This window comes from Streptomyces sp. NPDC002018 (assembly GCF_042890865.1).
GTDB lineage: Bacteria > Actinomycetota > Actinomycetes > Streptomycetales > Streptomycetaceae > Streptomyces.
Map to the genome: position 1 here is coordinate 229688 of NZ_JBIASO010000012.1, position 18292 is coordinate 247979.

The 18292-nt window shown below is 71.2% G+C and carries 14 protein-coding genes; 8 read left to right on the top strand and 6 right to left on the bottom strand.

What is annotated here, in order from left to right; genetic code table 11:
* Positions 1–21: 21 nt before the first annotated feature.
* Positions 22–2952, bottom strand: coding sequence for a penicillin acylase family protein (locus ACFYYH_RS21630; protein ID WP_388553340.1), 2931 nt, complete (start codon positions 2950–2952; stop codon positions 22–24).
* Between the two features lie 270 nt (positions 2953–3222).
* Here ACFYYH_RS21630 and ACFYYH_RS21635 point away from each other — a divergent pair, with 270 nt between their 5' ends.
* The 6 genes from ACFYYH_RS21635 (at position 3223) to ACFYYH_RS21660 (ending at position 9550) form a co-directional block, all read left to right on the top strand.
* Positions 3223–4830 carry a potassium/proton antiporter gene (locus ACFYYH_RS21635; RefSeq protein WP_388553343.1) on the top strand — a complete coding sequence of 536 codons (1608 nt, stop codon included), beginning with the start codon at positions 3223–3225 and terminating at the stop codon, positions 4828–4830.
* Between the two features lie 445 nt (positions 4831–5275).
* A complete protein-coding gene (locus ACFYYH_RS21640) occupies positions 5276–6589 on the top strand; it encodes an MFS transporter (protein WP_388553346.1) in 1314 nt (437 codons plus the stop codon).
* 66 nt (positions 6590–6655) lie between these two features.
* On the top strand, positions 6656–7030 hold the full coding sequence (locus ACFYYH_RS21645) for an FmdB family zinc ribbon protein (protein ID WP_388553348.1): 375 nt from the start codon (positions 6656–6658) through the stop codon (positions 7028–7030).
* 102 nt (positions 7031–7132) lie between these two features.
* Positions 7133–7966, top strand: coding sequence for an S-methyl-5'-thioadenosine phosphorylase (locus tag ACFYYH_RS21650; RefSeq protein WP_388553350.1), 834 nt, complete (start codon positions 7133–7135; stop codon positions 7964–7966).
* A gap of 372 nt (positions 7967–8338) precedes the next feature.
* On the top strand, positions 8339–8905 hold the full coding sequence (locus ACFYYH_RS21655; RefSeq protein ID WP_388553352.1) for a hypothetical protein: 567 nt from the start codon (positions 8339–8341) through the stop codon (positions 8903–8905).
* Between the two features lie 216 nt (positions 8906–9121).
* Positions 9122–9550 carry an MscL family protein gene (locus ACFYYH_RS21660; protein ID WP_388553476.1) on the top strand — a complete coding sequence of 143 codons (429 nt, stop codon included), beginning with the start codon at positions 9122–9124 and terminating at the stop codon, positions 9548–9550.
* A gap of 25 nt (positions 9551–9575) precedes the next feature.
* Here ACFYYH_RS21660 and ACFYYH_RS21665 read toward each other — a convergent pair whose 3' ends face one another.
* On the bottom strand, positions 9576–9791 hold the full coding sequence (locus tag ACFYYH_RS21665; protein WP_388553354.1) for a hypothetical protein: 216 nt from the start codon (positions 9789–9791) through the stop codon (positions 9576–9578).
* 309 nt (positions 9792–10100) lie between these two features.
* Here ACFYYH_RS21665 and ACFYYH_RS21670 point away from each other — a divergent pair, with 309 nt between their 5' ends.
* Positions 10101–11132, top strand: coding sequence for a P1 family peptidase (locus ACFYYH_RS21670; RefSeq protein ID WP_388553356.1), 1032 nt, complete (start codon positions 10101–10103; stop codon positions 11130–11132).
* Positions 11133–11278: 146 nt separating this feature from the next.
* On the top strand, positions 11279–12139 hold the full coding sequence (locus ACFYYH_RS21675) for a DUF6227 family protein (protein WP_388553358.1): 861 nt from the start codon (positions 11279–11281) through the stop codon (positions 12137–12139).
* Between the two features lie 123 nt (positions 12140–12262).
* Here the strand turns inward: ACFYYH_RS21675 and ACFYYH_RS21680 are convergent, their stop codons facing one another.
* The 4 genes from ACFYYH_RS21680 to ACFYYH_RS21695 form a co-directional block, all read right to left on the bottom strand.
* Positions 12263–14518, bottom strand: coding sequence for a fructose-specific PTS transporter subunit EIIC (locus ACFYYH_RS21680; protein WP_388553360.1), 2256 nt, complete (start codon positions 14516–14518; stop codon positions 12263–12265).
* A 148-nt stretch (positions 14519–14666) separates the two neighbouring features.
* Positions 14667–15614, bottom strand: coding sequence for a 1-phosphofructokinase (pfkB, locus tag ACFYYH_RS21685; RefSeq protein ID WP_388553362.1), 948 nt, complete (start codon positions 15612–15614; stop codon positions 14667–14669).
* A 13-nt stretch (positions 15615–15627) separates the two neighbouring features.
* The gene (locus ACFYYH_RS21690; RefSeq protein ID WP_388553364.1) at positions 15628–16389 is read right to left on the bottom strand and encodes a DeoR/GlpR family DNA-binding transcription regulator; all 762 of its coding nucleotides are present in this window, start codon (positions 16387–16389) and stop codon (positions 15628–15630) included.
* Between the two features lie 236 nt (positions 16390–16625).
* Complete coding sequence (locus tag ACFYYH_RS21695) at positions 16626–18236, bottom strand: MFS transporter (protein ID WP_388553366.1); 1611 nt, start codon at positions 18234–18236, stop codon at positions 16626–16628.
* Between the last annotated feature and the right edge of the window lie 56 nt (positions 18237–18292).

Consider the following 18292-nt stretch of genomic DNA (forward strand, 5'->3'; position numbering starts at 1 on the left):
TCATCGTGTGCGTCCGTACCGCTACGGCGTCAGCCTGAGGGTGTCGGCCGTGGTGCGTTCCACCGCGTTGACGCCGTAGGACCAGTCGAGCAGCTCGCCCTTGGCCCACTTGTTCGTCTGGTCGGTGTAGTGCGAGCTGTACGCGTGCCCGGAGGCGCCCGTCAGATTGATCCAGCGGGACTTGTCCCAGTCACCGACGTTGACGACCATCCGCATCGACGGGACCCAGACAACCTCGTAGCCGCCCGCCGCGTTCCACCCCGTCGCGTTGACCGCTCCCTCGCCGCCGCCGAGATTCCACGGACCGCGGTTGAGCATCTCCTTGAGGAAACCGGGACCGCTGGTGCCGAGGGTCTGGTTGTCCAGCGTGAGCTGGTGCAGCCGGCCCCAGGTCCAGCTCGACACGTCCTTGCCGAGCTTGGCGGTCAGCTCCCAGCGGGCGTCACTCAGGGCACGTGCGAGCAGCTCGTCGCGGGTCTTGCCGGCCGAGTCCTTGCGGCTGGCGGGGATGCTCCACCAGGGGTTGTCCTGGTCCTCGATGATGCGCCGCACCACCTCGTACCAGCGGTCCCCGCCGTCCGGCTGCGCCAGATCCGGAGCGCGCTGCCCGCACTCCCGTACCCACTGGTCGAGATCGTCCAGCGGACCCGTGCTGGTGGCGGGACGGACGTTGAGGCACTCGCCCTTGACCCGCACCTCCTTGGGCAGCTTGTTGCCGAAGGCGAGCTTGAGGACGTTGCGCCAGACGGCGTTGAAGTAGGCGGCGGCCCCCGAGTCGGGCTCCTGGGTGTAGTCCCAGCCTTCGAGGAGCTTCTGCGCCTCGCGCACCGACGGGTCCTTGACGTCGATCTTGACCAGGATGGGCGCCAGCAGCTTGGCGATCTGGCTGCTGTTGTCCATCTGCATGGTCTGCATGTCGTCGGTCGAGATCTTCCCGCCGTCCTCGATCTTCGTCTCGATCAGGTCGTTGATCCGCTGGCTGCGGGCGCCGTAGCCCCAGTCCTCGGTCAGCGGGTACGGGTACTTCTTCGCGTCGACGACGGCCTGGTTGGCGGTGACGATGTAGCCGCGCTTCGGGTCGTACTCGTACGGCAGCTCGTCGAAGGGGATGTACCCCTCCCAGCGGTACTTGGGGTCCCAGCCCGGGGCCGGCATCCGGCCGTCGCCCTCGGCGCGGATCGGTATGCGGCCCGGTGCCTGGTAGCCGATGTGGCCCTTGGTGTCCGCGTAGATGAGGTTCTGCGAGGGGACCTCGAAGTGCTCGGCCGCCTTGCGGAACTGGGTGAAGTCCTTGGCCTTGTTCAGCTCGAAGACGGCGTCCATGGACCTGCCCGGCTGGAGCGCCGTCCACTGGAGCGAGACGGCGTAGCCGTCGCCGCGGTCGGGCGCGACATCGCCGACGGGGGCCTTCTCGCCGACCTTCGCCAGTTCGGTGTTGCGGTCGGAGACGACCGGACCGCGGTCGGTGGAGCGGACGGTGATCTTCTTGCTCTTGCCGCCCGCGACCTTGATGGTCTCCTCGCGGAGCTTGAACGGCTTCTCGCCGTCGCCGTACTGGTACGAGTCCCCGTCGACCTTCTCCAGATAGAGATCGGTCACATCGGCGCCGAGGTTGGTGAAGCCCCAGGCGATGTCCTGGTTGTGGCCGATGATGACGCCCGGCATTCCGGAGAAGGTGTAGCCCGCCACGTCGTACCGGCAGGTCTCCGAGACGCTGCGGCAGTGCAGGCCCATCTGGTACCAGAGCGAGGGGAGCTGCGGGGCCAGATGCGGGTCGTTGGCGAGCAGCGGCTTCCCGGTGGTCGTGTACGCGCCCGAGACGACCCAGGAGTTGGAGCCGATGCCGCTGCCGTTCGGACCGAGCAGGGCGGGGATCTCGTCGAGGCTGCCGGAGAGGGCTTCGAGCTGGGAGTCGAAGTTCTCGGTGGCCTCCGCCGGGCTGCCGCCGGCCGCGCTGTTCAGGACGGTGCCGGCTTCGCTGTCGGTGCCGGTGCCGGTGCCGGTGCCGGTCCCGTCTGTGCCGGTGCTTGTGCCGGTTCCGTCTGTGCCGAAGCCCGTGCCCGTACCGGTCCCGGTGCCGTCCGTGCCGGTCCCGGTGCCGTCCGTGCCGGTGCCGGTGCCGAGGCCCGGATCCGTGCCCGTACCGCCGCTCGTGCCGTCCGGCACCGTGTCGGTGGGCTCGGCCTCGGGGTCGTACTTCCCCGTGATCGGGTCGATCCCGCCCTCGCTGACGATGGGCTTGTTCCGGTCGTACGGGTACGACGGGTACAGCTCGTCGATCTGCTTCTCGGTCAGCCGGCTGGTCAGCAGCGAGCGGTCTATCTCCTCCTGCATATTGCCGCGCAGGTCCCAGGCCATCGCCTTGAGCCAGGCCACCGAGTCGACGGGGGTCCACTTGGCGGGCTTGTAGTCGTTGGTGAAGCTCAGCGCGGCGTACTCGACCGAGATGTCCTTGCCGTCGCGGCCTTCGAGATAGGCGTTGACGCCGTCCGCGTACGACTGGAGGTTCTTCTTGGTCTCGTCCGAGAGCTTGGTGTCGTACTCGCGCTGGGCCACCCCGCGCCAGTCGAGGGTGCGCAGGAAGGTGTCGGTCTTGACCTGACCCGCGCCGAACATCTCGGAGAGCCTGCCCGCCGTCATATGGCGGCGGACGTCCATCTCCCAGAAGCGGTCCTGGGCCTGGACATAGCCCTGGGCGCGGAACAGGTCCTCGTCGGAGTTCGCGTAGATCTGCGGGACGCCGTAGCTGTCCCGCCGGACGTCGACGGGTCCGGAGAGGCCCTTGAGCTGGATCGACCCCGTGGTCTGGGGGAAGGACGCACGGACGGTGCTGACCCCCCAGTAGGCCCCGTAGCCGACACCCGCGACAAGCGCCAGCACCAGGACGATCACGATCAGACGGGCGCGTCGCCCCTTCTTTTTGACGGAAGGGGGGGCTGTGTTGGCGGGCATCGCTGTCCTTCGAGGGGCAGGGTGGTCCTGGAATGCTGGAGCAACCATAGGCGCAGCCGCTCCCCGCCCCCGACGCGGTGTCATGTAGTGCGACTCATCGGACGGTCACACAGGGATACAAGCTGGTTTCCTGCCGAGATCATGCCGGAAAGTCGCGCCCTGTGGCGACGTGGATCACATCGTGGCTCGTACAGGCGATCGAACGCGTCAAGAAAACGTTAAAGATTAGGTAAGGTAACGAAGTACTGGCCGTCGGAGGAACGATCCGGCGTGCGCGAGGGGAAGGATCGGCCGCTGACTGTCCACCAGCTCAATGAACTCCTGCTCGTCAGCTCACTCGTGCTGCTGATCGCGGTCGCGGCCGTACGGATCTCGTCCCGGAGCGGCCTCCCCAGCCTGCTCCTGTACCTCGGCATCGGCGTCGTCATAGGGCAGGACGGCATCTTCCATGTCAAATTCGACAACGCCGGACTGACCCAGGTCATCGGCTATGCCGCGCTCGTGGTGATCCTCGCCGAGGGCGGTCTCGGCACCAAGTGGAAAGAAGTGAGACCGGCGCTGCCCGTGGCCGCCGCGCTGTCGACCGTCGGGGTCGGTGTGAGCGTCGGGGTGACCGCCGCAGGCGCCCACTACCTGGTCGGCCTGGAGTGGCGGCAGGCCCTGATCGTCGGCGCGGTCGTCTCCTCGACGGACGCGGCCGCGGTCTTCTCCGTCCTGCGCAAGGTGCCGCTGCCCAGCCGGGTGGCCGGGGCGCTGGAGGCGGAGTCGGGTTTCAACGACGCCCCCGTCGTGATCATCGTGGTGGCGCTCTCCGCCTCGGGCCCCGTCGAGCACTGGTACGTCCTCGTCGGCGAGATCGCCCTCGAACTGGCCATCGGCGCGTGCATCGGCCTGGCGGTCGGCTTCCTGGGCTCCTACGGGCTGCGGCATGTGGCCCTGCCCGCGTCCGGGCTCTACCCCATCGCGGTGATGGCCATCGCCGTCTCGGCCTACGCGCTCGGCGCCACGGCGCACGGCAGCGGCTTCCTCGCCGTCTACGTCGCCGCGATGATCCTCGGGAACTCCCGGCTGCCGCACGCGCCGGCCAACCGCGGCTTCGCGGAGGGGCTCGGCTGGATCGCGCAGATCGGCATGTTCGTGCTGCTCGGCCTGCTGGTGACCCCACACGAACTGGGCGACGACTTCCTGCCCGCCGTGATCGTCGGACTCGTGCTGACCGTGGTGGCACGGCCGCTGTCCGTGCTGGTCAGCCTGCTGCCGTTCCGTATCCCCTGGCAGGAGCAGGCGCTCATGTCCTGGGCGGGGCTGCGCGGCGCGGTGCCCATCATTCTCGCGACCATCCCGATGGTGTCGGAGATCGAGGGCAGCCTGCGGATCTTCAATATCGTCTTCATCCTGGTCGTGGTCTACACCCTGGTGCAGGGGCCGACGCTGCCCTGGCTGGCGAGGGCGCTGCAGCTGGGCAGTTCCTCGGCGGCCTCCGATCTGGGTATCGAGTCGGCGCCGCTGGAGCGGCTGCGCGGCCATCTGCTCTCCGTGGCGATCCCGGAGCGGTCGAAGATGCACGGGGTCGAGGTCGGCGAGCTGCGGCTGCCCGCGGGCTCCGCGGTGACCCTGGTCGTACGGGAGGGCAAGAGCTTCGTGCCCTCGCCCGCGACCGTGCTGCGCCGGGGCGACGAACTGCTGGTGGTGGCGACGGATCCGGTACGGGACGCGGCCGAACGCCGGCTGCGGGCGGTGGCCCAGGGCGGCAAGCTGGCCGGCTGGCTGGGGACGGGCACGTCCTCGGGTACGGGGACGGGGCCGGGGACTTCTTCGGGGAACGGCACCGGCACGGGTGCGGGAACAGGCGCGGGGATCGGCGGACGGTCCGGGTGACCCGATGACCGGGTGACGGGGTGACGGGGTGACCGTCGGCCGGCTCGGCGGCTGACTCGGCGGGCCCGCCCGCGTGACGGGGAGGGGCGTGGGCGCGGGGTGGTGCGTGTGGGGTGAGGCGGGCGGGGCGCGGCGGGTCCGCCGCTGGAGTGGGCCCGCCGGGTGGTGGGGCTGCGGTCCACGCAATCGCAGGTACGGAATCGCAGGTACCAGGACAGCGGCGCCGGGGTATTCCGAGGGTGACCGCTGTTCGTACCTGTACGATGAAGGCGCACCTGACTGATCGAACCACCCCTGCCTGACGCAGTGCTGGCGCGACCGTATGGCGGCCGTGGCGCTTCCCGTAGTGGGCCCTGGTATCTACCGCAGTTCCGCGCAAGAGGACAGCTCTCGGCTGCCCCCGTGACCCCGGGGCGCGCTACCAGGCGGCAGAAAGGCAAGGACCGTGTCCCGCAACACGGTCGGCACCGCCGCGCCATCCACGCGGAAGGCCCCGCCCCGCCCCGGCTACGGGCGGCTCCTGCGCACACCCGGTGCCTGGACCTTCCTCCTTCCCGGCTTCGCCGCTCGGCAGCCCTTCGCGATGCTGACGATCGGCATCGTCCTGCTCGTCCAGCACACCACCGGTTCGTACGGCAGCGCCGGGGCCGTCGCCGCGGTCACCGGTGTCTCCATGGCACTCTTCGCACCCCAGAGCGGCAAGCTCGCGGACCGGTTCGGCCAGCGCGCCGTACTCGTACCGGGTGTGCTGGCGCACACGGCCTCCGCGACGGCGCTGATCGTGCTCGCGCTGGCGGACGCTCCCCTGTGGGCGCTGTTCGTCGCGGCCGTCCCCACCGGTGCTTCCGTCCCGCAGATCGGCCCCATGGTCCGGTCCCGCTGGGCCGCCCTGCTGGGCGGCACCTCCGAGCGGGAGAGCCTGCTGCCGACCGCCGCCGCCTTCGAGTCCGTGACGGACGAGTTCACCTTTGTCATCGGCCCCGTCCTCGCGACCGCGCTGTGCACCGGCGTGCACCCGGCGGGCGGACTGATCGCCGAAGCCGCGCTCACCCTGGTGGGCGGGCTGCTCTTCGCCGCCCGGCGGAGGACGCAGCCGCCGACTGGTCTCCGTGGCGCCGCCGCCACGGGAGAGCCGCGTGCGTCCGCGCTGTCCGTCCCCGGGGTGCGGGTGCTGGCCGTGGCCTTCCTTGGCATCGGCTCGGTCTTCGGTGGCATGCAGGTCTCCCTCACCGCGTTCGCCGAGGAGATGGGCGCCCCCGGGGTGAACGGTCTGCTGTACGGGATCTTCGCCGCCGGCAACATGCTCGCCGGGGTCGTGTGCGGCGCCGTCGCCTGGAAGATCGGGCCCCGGCGCAGGCTGCTGCTCGGATACACGGGACTGACACTGGTCGCCTCCACTCTCTGGGCCGTGCACTCGGCGCCGCTGCTCGCGGCGCTCGGGCTGCTGGCCGGGCTCTGTATCGCACCCGCGCTGATCACGGGCTACACAGTGGTCGAGTCGCTGGTGCCCGCCTCGGCCCGCACCGAGGCGTTCACCTGGCTGACCGGCGCGGTCGCGCTGGGCCAGGCCGCGGCGGTGACCGTCGCGGGACAGCTCGCCGACGCCCAGGGCGCGAGCGCCGGATTCCTGGTGCCGCTGGTTGGTACGGTGCTGGCGCTCACCACCCTGGTGGCACTGCGTTCCCGGCTGGCCCCGAAGGGCTCGGGGCGGGTGGCCGCGCGTGGGATGGGTCACCGCGTGCCGACGGCAGTGGACTGATCGCGCGGAATACGTCACTATGGAGCGTCGTTAGCACTCATTGAGTGAGAGTGCCAGGAGGAGCAAGTGCCGACCTACCAGTACCAGTGCACCGAGTGCGGCGAGGGCCTTGAAGCGGTGCAGAAATTCACCGATGACGCCCTGACCGTATGCCCGAACTGCCAGGGACGCCTGAAGAAGGTGTTCTCCGCGGTCGGCATCGTCTTCAAGGGCTCCGGGTTCTACCGCAACGACAGCCGTGGCTCGTCGTCGAGCAGCGCGCCTGCTTCGACGAGTTCGTCCGGTTCGGCCTCCTCGGGGACCAAGTCGTCGTCGGAGTCCAAGGCCGCGGCGTCGGCCTCCTCCTCGGCCTCCGGTTCCTCCGCGTCCGGCTCGGGATCGAGCTCGGGCTCCGGGTCCTCGACGTCGAGCAGCGGCTCCAGCGGCTCTTCCGCCGCCTGATCCCGCGGCTGATCGCGTCCGTTCCCCTTCCGCCGGGACCCCGCCGTTCACCACGGCCGGGGTCCTTCGCGTATGCCTGTGACGTGCCGCTACTGTGACCGGATGGCGAACGCAGAGATCGGCGTGATCGGTGGCTCGGGTTTCTACTCCTTTCTGGAGGATGTGACCGAGGTCCGGGTGGACACTCCGTACGGACCGCCCAGCGACTCCCTCTTCCTCGGCGAGATCGCCGGCCGGCGGGTGGCGTTCCTTCCTCGGCACGGCCGCTCGCACGGCCTCGCCCCGCACCGCATCAACTACCGCGCCAATCTGTGGGCCCTGCGTTCCGTCGGTGTGAAGCAGGTCCTGGGACCGTGTGCGGTGGGCGGACTGCGCACGGAGTACGGGCCGGGCACGCTGCTCGTACCCGATCAGTTCGTGGACCGTACGAAGACACGGACCCAGACCTACTACGACGGGGTGCCGCTGCCGGACGGCAGCGCGTCCAAGGTCGTCCATATCTCGCTCGCCGACCCGTACTGCCCCGAGGGACGTCGGGCGGCGCTCGCGGCGGCGCGGGCGCACGACTGGGAGCCGGTGGACGGCGGGACGCTCGTGGTGATCGAGGGGCCGCGGTTCTCGACCCGGGCGGAGTCCCGGTGGCATGCGGCGATGGGCTGGTCGGTGGTCGGCATGACCGGACACCCCGAGGCCGTGCTCGCTCGTGAACTGGGCCTGTGCTACACCTCCATGACGCTCGTGACGGATCTGGACGCGGGTGCGGAGACGGGCGAGGGGGTCTCCCATGAGGAAGTCCTCCAGGTCTTCGCCGCCAATGTCGACCGGCTGCGCACCGTGCTCTTCGACGCGGTGGGCGGACTGCAGCCGAGTGAGACGCGGGACTGTCTCTGCTCGCATGCGCTGGACGGGATCGACACCGGGCTCAAACTGCCCTGATCAGGGGTTGCCCCGGTCCTCCGCCCAGCATGCGCGGAGAAACCGGATTCGGGCGGGCGAGGGCCCGAACCACTCGTGCGGGTGGCGGAGTTGTCCACAAGCGACAGCCCGTCCACAGCCCACGGCGGGATCGTGGCGGAGCGTGAATCGTGAGGAGCGATCGCAAGAACTCCTCACCTCAGGCGGTGGTCGCCCATGTCCCCTTCCTTCTCGTCCTTCTCGTCCTTCCCGCACGACCCGCGTGATCCGTCCGTTCCTCCCGCGGCTCCTCCCACGGTGTCTTCCGCGGCTCCTCCCTCCCGCTCTCCCCATTCCCATTCCCGACCGCTTCCTCTTCCTCTTCCTCCTCCCTCCGCGCCGGAGCCGCGCGGTGTGCCGCCGTTCGGTCCGCTGCGGGTGCGCCGTTCCGGACAGCGGCTGCGCCGGGCCCTGTTGAGACAGCGGCGCACGACCGCGGCCGGTCTGGCCATGACGGCCGCCGCGCTGGCCGCCACCGGCGCGAGCGGTGCGGTCGGTGCCTCGGCCGGTCCGGACACACCCGCGCAGCCCTCCGTCGACGCGGTGGCCGTGTCGCCGCCCTCGTCGCGTTCCTTGCCGTATCCGCCGCCTTCGCCGTCCGGGCGACAACCCGCGCGGCGGCCGGGGGAGTTGGTGTCGGCGGCGGTCCGTATCGCGGACGCGGAGACGGTCCGGCTGCTGCGGCGGGGCGACCGGGTCGATGTGATCGCCGCCGCGATCGCGCCTGGGCCGGCGGGGGTGGCGGACGCGGAGCCCGAGGCGCGGGTGGTGGCGGCAGGGGTCAGGGTGGCCGGGATCCCGAGGACACGGGGAACCGCTTCGGACGGCGGAGCGCTGATCGTGCTGTCCGTGCCCCGTGCCACCGCCACGGAACTGGCGGCGGCGAGCGCCACCTCCCGACTGGCGGTGACGGTGTGCTGAGCAGGGCGGCGCCGGGACACCGCACGCCGGGCCGGGGCGTGTTGGGTCGCACTGGCGAGCTGTGGCGTCGCCTGATCGCGGGGGCGGACTGGACAGCGCGGGTACGCGCCGCCTTAGGTGGCGGAGCAGATTGTCACTCGAACCGCACATGTGAAGAAAGGCTCACTCGTGGGCAAGGAAAAGGAGAGCGTGCTGGCGGGCTTCAAGGCCTTCCTGATGCGCGGCAACGTGATCGACCTCGCGGTCGCCGTTGTCATCGGCGCCGCGTTCACCAATGTCGTGAACTCGGTCGTCAAAGGGATCATCAATCCCCTGGTCGGCGCGTTCGGCACCAAGGATCTGAACAAGTACAGCTCGTGCCTCAAAGCGCCCTGCGAGACGAACGCCGCGGGCGAGGTCGTCACCGGCATTCCGATCATGTGGGGAACGGTGCTGAGCGCGGTCCTCACCTTTGTGATCACCGCGGCCGTCGTGTACTTCCTGATGGTCATGCCGATGGCCAAGTACCTCGCCAGGCGGGCCAGGCATCAGGCCGCCAAGGAGCAGGTCCAGGAGGTCATGGAGGTCAGCGAGCTGGAGGTGCTGAAGGAGATCAGGGACGCCCTGGTCGCCCAGCGCGGCGGGCCGGGACCGACCACCCCCTAGCTGCCGGGGCCGCAGAGGGCGGCGCTCAGATGTGGTGGGGCGGCTTCTCGTCCAGGAAGCGGGCCAGGTCGGCGGCGCTGTCCCCGCTCCCGGCGGGCCGCTCCCCCCAGCCGCCGTCCGTGTCGTCCGAGGACTGCTGGTCCAGCGGATCGTCGAAGATCAGCGCCGGATGGGGCCGGGGCGAGCGGGGCGGCGGGGACTGCTCCGCGGCGCGCGGTTCGGGGGTGGGGGCGGTGCTCATACCTCCAGGGTACGGGGGCGCGGCGCGCGTCCGGCCGGTCGCGGGACCCGGCCCGGCGGGTGGTGCCCAGGGCGGACGGCGCCGTGAAAGTCCCGGCGGCGCCGCTCCCGCGCACGGTCCGGTCGCCGCTGCGGCGGCGCCTCAGGAGCGGCGCGACACGACAACTCCTGCTGTCGGTATCCGCACTGGCGTACAACGCATGTACGTTCGTCGGGTCCTGGGCGGTTTTCGTCCCGGGGATGGTGGCGGCGGTGGCGGTCGGGGTGATACTCGCGGCCCGCCGAGGGACGCGTGGTACGGATGGGGTTCATGGCAATCAATGACGCACTGACCGATGTGGCGGGCCTGCGGGTCGGACACGCCCGGGTCACGGGGGCCCGTGCGCTCACCGGCACCACGGTCGTCCTCGCCCCGCAGGGCGGGGTGGTGGCCGCCGTGGACGTACGGGGCGGGGGGCCGGCCACCCGGGAGACGGACGCGCTCGACCCGCGCAATATCGTCCAGCGCATCGACGCGATCGTGCTGACGGGCGGCAGCGCGTACGGGCTGGACGCGGCGTCCGGCGTGATGGCCTGGCTGGAGGAGCGGCGGCGCGGGGTGCGGGTCGGTCCCGATCCGTCCCAGGTGGTGCCGGTCGTCCCGGCCGCCGGTGTCTTCGACCTGGGGCGCGGGGGTGACTGGCGGATACGCCCGGACGCGGAGACGGGCCGTGCGGCGGTGGAGGCCGCGGCCTTCACGGCGAGCGGGGCGCCGGTCGCGGAGGGCAGCGTGGGCGCGGGGACGGGTGCCCTCGTCGGTCCGCTCAAGGGCGGGGTCGGCACGGCGAGCACGGTCGTGGAGTCCGGCGTGACCGTCGCGGCCCTGGTCGTGGCCAACGCGGCGGGCTCGGCGGTCGATCCGCTGACGGGCGCGCTGTACGGGCGCTATTTCAGCGGTCGTACGGAGTATCCGAAGCCCGAGGTCCATGTGGCCGCTCAACTACGGCTGGCCGAACTGCGCGAGCGGAACACCCCGGCGCCGCTCAACACCACGCTCGCCGTCGTCGCCACCGACGCCGAACTCTCCCGCGCCCAGGCGCAGAAGCTCGCGGGGACGGCGCACGACGGTATCGCGCGCGCCGTCCGCCCTGTGCATCTCCTCAACGACGGGGACACCGTCTTCGCCCTATCGACGGGCAGACGGCCTCTCGCCGAGGGGGATCCGCTCGCTCTCAACGAGCTCCTGGCGGCGGGCGCGGACGTGGTGACCAGGGCGATCGTACGGGCCGTGGAGGCCGCGAAGAGCGTCCGGGGGCCCGGCGGGACCTTCCCCTCCTACAACGAGCTGTACGGGCTCGACTGACGGGCGCGGAAGCCGAGTTGATGGGGGGCGCACGGGAACTTGACGTCCGCCCCCTTCGTTTTCCCAAACCTGGGACGCGATGTCAGCCCCAGGCGCTACGTTATGCAATCACCAAGTGACATGTGGCGACGGCCTGGAGACCCATCTTGAACGATCCCTACGAGACAACCGAGACGCACCTCGAGCGACTCCTGGGTCGGGCACTCAACTCCTTCGACCTGCCCGACGCACTGGTCGAAAAGCTCGGCCATGCGCTGGCGCACGCCAGCTCGCTGTGTTCCGCGCACCACAGTGCCGGACTGCACCGCGAGACCTACCGGCACACCTATCTGCTCAACGACGGCGGCTCGCTCACCCTGTGGGAGCTGGTGCACAACACCGGCCGGGACGGCGCGCGGCTGCACGAGCTGTACGCGGAGGAGTCGGAGGTGCGGCTCGCCGCGTCCCGGCTCTTCCATCCCAGCGGTCCGGGAGCGGCCCGGACGGCCGGCGACGGATCCGACGGTTTACCGCCGGTGGCGGGACCCGAGGCACTGCCGTCCGACGACAGTCTGGCCATGGACGAGGTCGCGGCCGGTCTCCTCGCGGAACTCGAATCGGAGCGCACGGCCGAGATCGATGCCCATCTGGCCCTGCTCCGGGGGCTGCGTGCGCTGCCTCCGGTGCCGCGGCCCCGCAGATACTTCCCGGACAACTCCCCCGACCACGCCCGCCGGGTGCTGCGCCGGGCGGAGAACGACGACCGGCCGGGCGAGGAGACCGCGCGCCTGCTGCGCAGGGCCTTCGCGCACCACATCACCCAGGTCTTCGGCCGGCAGTGCCAGGTCGAGGGCAAGGACGCGGGGTTCATGCTCTACGAGCACGCGTTCCTGCTGATCGACGGCAGCGAGATGAGCCTCTGGGAGGTCGAGCACACCGCGACGCCGGACGGCCGGCACATGTGCGAGGTGTACGAGACGGAAAGCACCGCGCGCGAAGCCATGGAGCTTCGCGCACGGGTGCTGTGAGCCGGGACGGGAACGGAGCGTGGTGCGGTGAGGCCGGTGCGGTGAGACGGAAGCCCTGAGACGGAAGCGCTGAGATCTCCTCCGCGGTGGCCGACGACGGTCACAGGAGCGCCCTGAAGCCGCTCAGACAGCCACCGGGAGCTCGGCCCCGGCCCCGGCTCCACCGGCTGTCCCGTCCTCGGGCCGCGCGGCCTCCTCGCCCTGGCCGGGACGGCCCGTCTTCCGGGCGCCCTTGAGCAGGACGACCAGTCCGGTGCTCACCGCCGTACCGACCGCGATGGCGACCAGATAGAGGAACGGGTTGCCGATCAGCGGGATCACGAAGATGCCGCCGTGCGGTGCCCGCAGGGTGCACTCGAAGAGCATCGAGAGCCCGCCGGTGACCGCGCCGCCCGCCATCGCCGACGGGATCACCCGCAGCGGGTCGGCTGCGGCGAAGGGGATCGCGCCCTCGGTGATGAAGGAGGCGCCGAGCACCCAGGCCGCCTTGCCGTTCTCCCGCTCGGTACGGGTGAACAGCTTGCCGCGCGCGGTCGTGGCCAGCGCCATCGCGAGCGGCGGGACCATACCCGCGGCCATCACGGCGGCCATGACCTTGAGGCTGCCCTCGTTGGGGTTGGCGAGACCGCCGACGGCGAAGGCGTACGCGACCTTGTTCAGCGGGCCGCCCAGGTCGAAGCACATCATCAGGCCGAGCACGACACCGAGGATGATCGCGTTGGCCCCGGAGAGCCCGGACAGCCAGTCGGTGAGCGCCTTCTGGAGCGAGGCGATGGGCTTGCCGACCACCAGGAACATCAGGAAGCCGACGACCGCGGAGGAGATGAGCGGGATCACGACGACGGGCATGATGCCGCGCAGCGGGGCGGGCACGCGCACCCGCTGGATGGCCATCACGGCGCCACCGGCGATCAGACCGGCGGCCAGGCCGCCGAGGAAGCCCGCGTTGACGGTGAGGGCGATCGAACCGCCGACGAAGCCCGGCACCAGACCGGGACGGTCGGCCATGCCGTACGCGATATAGCCCGCGAGGACGGGCACGAGGAAGCTGAACGCCAGACCGCCGACCTGGAACAGCAGGGCCGCCCAGCTCGTGTGGTCCGTCCAGACGAAGTGCTCGGCGACGGAGGGCGCCTCGTTGATGGTGTAGCCGCCGATGGCGAAGCCGAGGGCTATCAGAAGCCCGCCCGCGGCCACGAAGGGGACCATGTAGCTGACGCCGGACATCAGCCACTTGCGCAGCTTGGTGCCATAGCCCTCGCCCGGCTCTCCGGCCCGGTCGACCGGCGTGGAGTGCGAGCCTCCGGCGCCGGCTCCACCGGCCGCGCCGGTGATCTCGCCGCGCTCGGCCCTGCCGCGCACCTCGGCGATCAGTTCGCCGGGCCGGTTGATACCGGCCTTGACGCCGACATCGACGGTCGGCTTGCCCGCGAAGCGTTCCTTCTCCCGTACCGGCACATCGTGCGCGAAGATCACGCCGTCGGCGGCGGCGATGACGGCGGGGTCGAGCCGGGTGAACCCGGCGGACCCCTGCGGCTCGACGATCACCTCGACACCGGTCTGCCGCCCGGCCTTCTCCAGGGCCTCGGCGGCCATATAGGTGTGCGCGATACCGGTGGGGCAGGAGGTGACGGCGACGATCCGGAAGACACGGCCGGCGCCGGGCTCGTCCGGCCCGGCGGCGGTGGCCCCCGGCCCGCCGACCGGCGCCCCCGGCCCGGCCCCGGTTCCGGCACCGGTTTCGGCACCGCTGTCAGCACTGGCATCGGTACTGGCATCGGTCCCGGTCCCGCTGTCAGCGTGGGCCTCGGTGTCGGTGTCGGTCCCGGTCCCGGCCGTCGGTCCGTCCGCCAGGGCGGCCGGTACGGCGGGCGGGTCCGGCACGGCCTCCGGCTCCGCGCCGGCGGCCGCAGCGTCAGCGGCCCCGGTGCCGGGGCGGGCGTCACCGCGGATCAGGAACGCCGCGTCCGCCGGGTCCGTCGCCGCGCGCAGGGCGGTGGTGAAGTCCTCGTCCATCAGCCGACGGGCCAGGGCCGAGAGGATCGTCAGATGGGCGTCGTCGGCGCCGGCCGGGGCCGCGATCAGAAAGATCAGATCCGCCGGGCCGTCGGGGGCGCCGAAGTCGACCCCCCGGGCCGAGCGGCCGAAGGCCAGGGTGGCCTCCGTCACATGGGTACTACGGCAGTGCGGAATGCCGATCCCCCCGTCGAGGCCCGTGGGCATCTGCGCCTCACGCGCGGCCACATCGGCCAGGAAGCCGTCCAGGTCGGTGACCCGGCCCAGGGTCACCATCCGTTCGGCCAGCGAGCGGGCCGCGGCTTCCTTCGTCTCGGCGGCCAGGTCGAGATCGACCAGGTCCGCGGTGATCATCTCGCTCATCGCGGGCTCCTTCGCTCGCATATCCGCCCGTCGCACAGCGCGCCGGACGGGGAAACCAGGGAAAACACAGAAACCGGAGGGAAGAGAAGGGAAAACAGGCGGGAGTGGGAAGAAGGCGGGGACGAGGAAGGCGGGGACGGGGGGCGGCTCATGAGGCGGGCTCCGTGAGAGGGCGGTCCATCGGTACATCGGCGGTCACCGTGACCGCCGACGGGTCCAGGTCCGCGGGCGAGGGCATCACGCTGCCGGGGAGCTGGACCGCCGCCGCGCCGTGCGCCACCGCGGACGCCAGCGCCTCCGGGCCCTCGCCGCCCGCCGTCAGAAAGCCGGCCAGCGAGGCGTCGCCCGCACCGACGTTACTGCGGACGGCGGTGACGGCGGCGGAGCCGAAGTACGTCCCCGCCTCCGCGACCAGGAGCTGGCCGTCGGTGCCGAGGCTGGCGAGGACGGCCCCGGCACCGTACGTACGCAGTTCCTCCGCCGCCTTGACGGCGTCGCCGACCGTGGCGAGGGGGCGTCCGACGGCCTGGGACAGTTCCTCGGCGTTCGGCTTGACGACATCGGGCCGCTCGCGCAGCGCCGCCAGCAGCGAGGGCCCCGAGGTGTCCAGCGCGATCCTGGCCCCGTCGAGATGGGCACGGGCGACCAGCTCGGCGTACCACTCGGGCGCGAGCCCGCGCGGCAGGCTGCCGCAGCAGGCGATCCACGCGGCGGCGCCGGCGTGGCTGCGGACCACGGAGAGCAGCGACCGCGACTCCACGGAGGTCAGCTCGGGGCCCGGGGCATTGATCTTCGTCAGGGTGCCGTCGGGTTCGGCGAGCGCGATATTGGAGCGGGTCGCGCCCGCGACCGGCACCGGCGCGACCTCGATCCCCTGCCCGGCCAGCAGTTCGGCGACGAGCGCGCCCGGCGCACCGCCCAGCGGCAGTACGGCGACGGTCCGCCGGCCGGCCGCGGCGACGGCGCGCGAGACATTGACGCCCTTGCCGCCGGGGTCCACGCGTTCGGCCGTGGCCCGCAGCACTTCGCCGCGGTCCAGGGCGGGGACCTCGTAGGTACGGTCCAGGCTCGGGTTCGGGGTGACGGTGAGGATCATCTCCGCACGCGCCCTAGACGCTCAGCACTTCGGTGCCCGCGGCCTCGACCGCCGCGGTCTCCGAAGGGCCGAGCCCGCTGTCGGTGATGAGCAGATCGACATCGGCGAGGGTGCCGAAGCGCGCGAAGTGCTCCTGGCCGTGCTTGGCCGAGTCCGCGAGCAGCACCACCCGCCGGGCGGCGCCGACGAGCGCGCGCTTGACGGCCGACTCGGCGAGATCAGGGGTGGTGAGACCGCCGTCGGGCGAGAAGCCGTTGGTGCCGAGGAAGACGACATCCGCGCGGATCTCCCCGTACGCCCGCAGGGCCCAGGCGTCGACGGCCGCGCGCGTACGGTGCCGTACCCGGCCGCCGACCAGATGGAGATCGATCCCGGGATGGTCGGCCAGCCGGGCGGCGGCGGGGAGCGCGTGGGTGACGACGGTGAGCCCGCAGTCCAGCGGGAGGGCCGCGGCGAGCCGGGCCACGGTCGAGCCGGCGTCGAGGATCACGCTGCCGTCCCGCGGCAGCTCGGCGAGCGCCGCGTGCGCGATACGGTCCTTCTCGTCGGCCGCCGTGGATTCGCGCTCCGCGAGATCGGGCTCGAAGTCGAGCCGCCCGGCCGGGATGGCCCCGCCGTGCACACGCCGTACGAGCCCGGCCCGGTCGAGGGCCTTGAGATCACGCCGTACGGTCTCGGCGGTGACCTGGAACTCCTCGGCCAGCGAGAGCACATCGACGCGCCCGCCCTCACGGGCCAGACGCAGGATCTCCTGCTGGCGCTCCGGTGCGTACATGTGGGTTTACGTCCGCTCTGTGCCCGAACCTGTGGTTTCGGCGCCACGCTACGCCGCGATTTCCAGAAAGTAAACAGATCCGGGCACGACACAGACGGGAACAGGACAGACGGGAACAGGAGGGAACAGACAGAAACAGACATGAGCAGGCAGGATCGGAGGTCCGCGCCATGCCGGAGGGGCGCGAGGGACGCCGGAGGGGCGCCCCTCGCGCCCCTGGGGGGCCGCTGGGGCCCCTAGTGGGCCTCGGCGCTCCGGTCCGGCCGGGAGGGCAGTGCGAACATCACCACGAAGATGACCGCGAGCACCGCCACCACCCACCACAGCGCGTGCTGGAATCCGGCCGCGAAGGCCGCGCCCGTGCCGGACACCGCCCCGGTCACCCCGGCCACCCCGGGCGCCCCGGCGCCCCCGGCCGCGAGCCGGTCGTCGACCACCCCGAAGAACACCACCGACACCAGTCCGAGCCCCAGCGCGTTGCCCATCTGCTGCGTGGTGTTGATGAGGCCGGACGCCGAGCCCGAGTGCTCACGTGGCACTCCGGACAGCACCGCGTCGGTCAGCGGCGCCACGATCAGGCCCATGCCGAGTCCCATCACGATCAGCGGCGGCGCCATCTGCCAGGAGTGGATCCCCGGGCCGTACCGCTCCGCCTCCCCGATGTAGAGCAGGAGCCCCGCCACCATCGTGAGCGTCCCGGCCTGGAGGACCTTGCGCCCGAAGCGCGGTACGAGCTTCTGTACGGAGAGTCCGGCCGCCACCGAGACCGCGACCGAGAACGGCACACCGGTCAGCCCGGCCCGGAGCGGGCTCCAGCCGAGGCCGATCTGCATATAGAGCGTCCAGACCAGGAAGAAGATGCCGAGCGCGACACCGAAGGTGAGCTGTACGGCGATCCCGGCGGCGAAGCTCTTCACCCTGAAGAGCGACAGTTCGACCAGGGGCGAACCGTCCCTGCGTGTCTTGCGCCTCTCGTACGCGACGAAGCCGGTGAGTACGACCAGGCTGCCGGCCATGCAGAGATGTCCCCACAGCGGCCAGCCCAGCTCACGGCCGCGCGTGAGCGGATAGATCAGCATCAGCAGGGCCGTGGTCACCAGCACCACCCCGACCAGATCGAGTCGGAGCGCCTTGGGAGCCCTGGACTCGACGATGAACTTCCGGCCCAGCACCACGCCCGCGACACCGACCGGGAGATTGATCAGGAAGATCGGACGCCACTCGAGGCCGAGAAGATTCCACTGGGTGAGCAGCGCGCCCAGCAGCGGTCCCGAGACCGCGCCCAGGCCGACGATCGCGCCGAACATCCCGAAGACCTTGCCGCGTTCATGCGCCGGGAAGGTGACATGGATGATCGCCAGCACCTGCGGCACCATCAGCGCGGCCATCGCGCCCTGGAGCAGCCGGGACGCGACCAGCATCTCCGGACCCGCGGCGAAGCCGCAGAGCGCGGAGGCGATCGTGAAGCCCGTGATACCGATCAGGAAGAGCCGCTTACGGCCGTATATGTCACCGAGCCTGCCGCCCGTGATCAGTCCGGCGGCGAAGGCCAGCGCGTATCCGGCGGTGATCCACTGGATCGCGCCGAACGAGGCCCCGAGATCCCGCTCGATGCTCGGAATGGCGATATTGACGATGGTGACATCGACCAGGTCCATGAAGGCCGCGGTCATGACGACGGCCAGAGCCAGCCAGCGACGACGGTCGGCGGCGCCCGAGGGGGCGGAGGAGCCCGAGGGACCGGAGGAACCCACGGCGTCGGAGACATCAGGGGCGGCAGAACCATCGGGGCCGGACCGGGGAGGCGCAGCGGAAGCCGTATCCAGTACGGCGCGGGAAGAACTCATACGGAGCACGCTAGAAACCATCTGGGCCAGATCATGTCCTAGATACGGCGCACCAT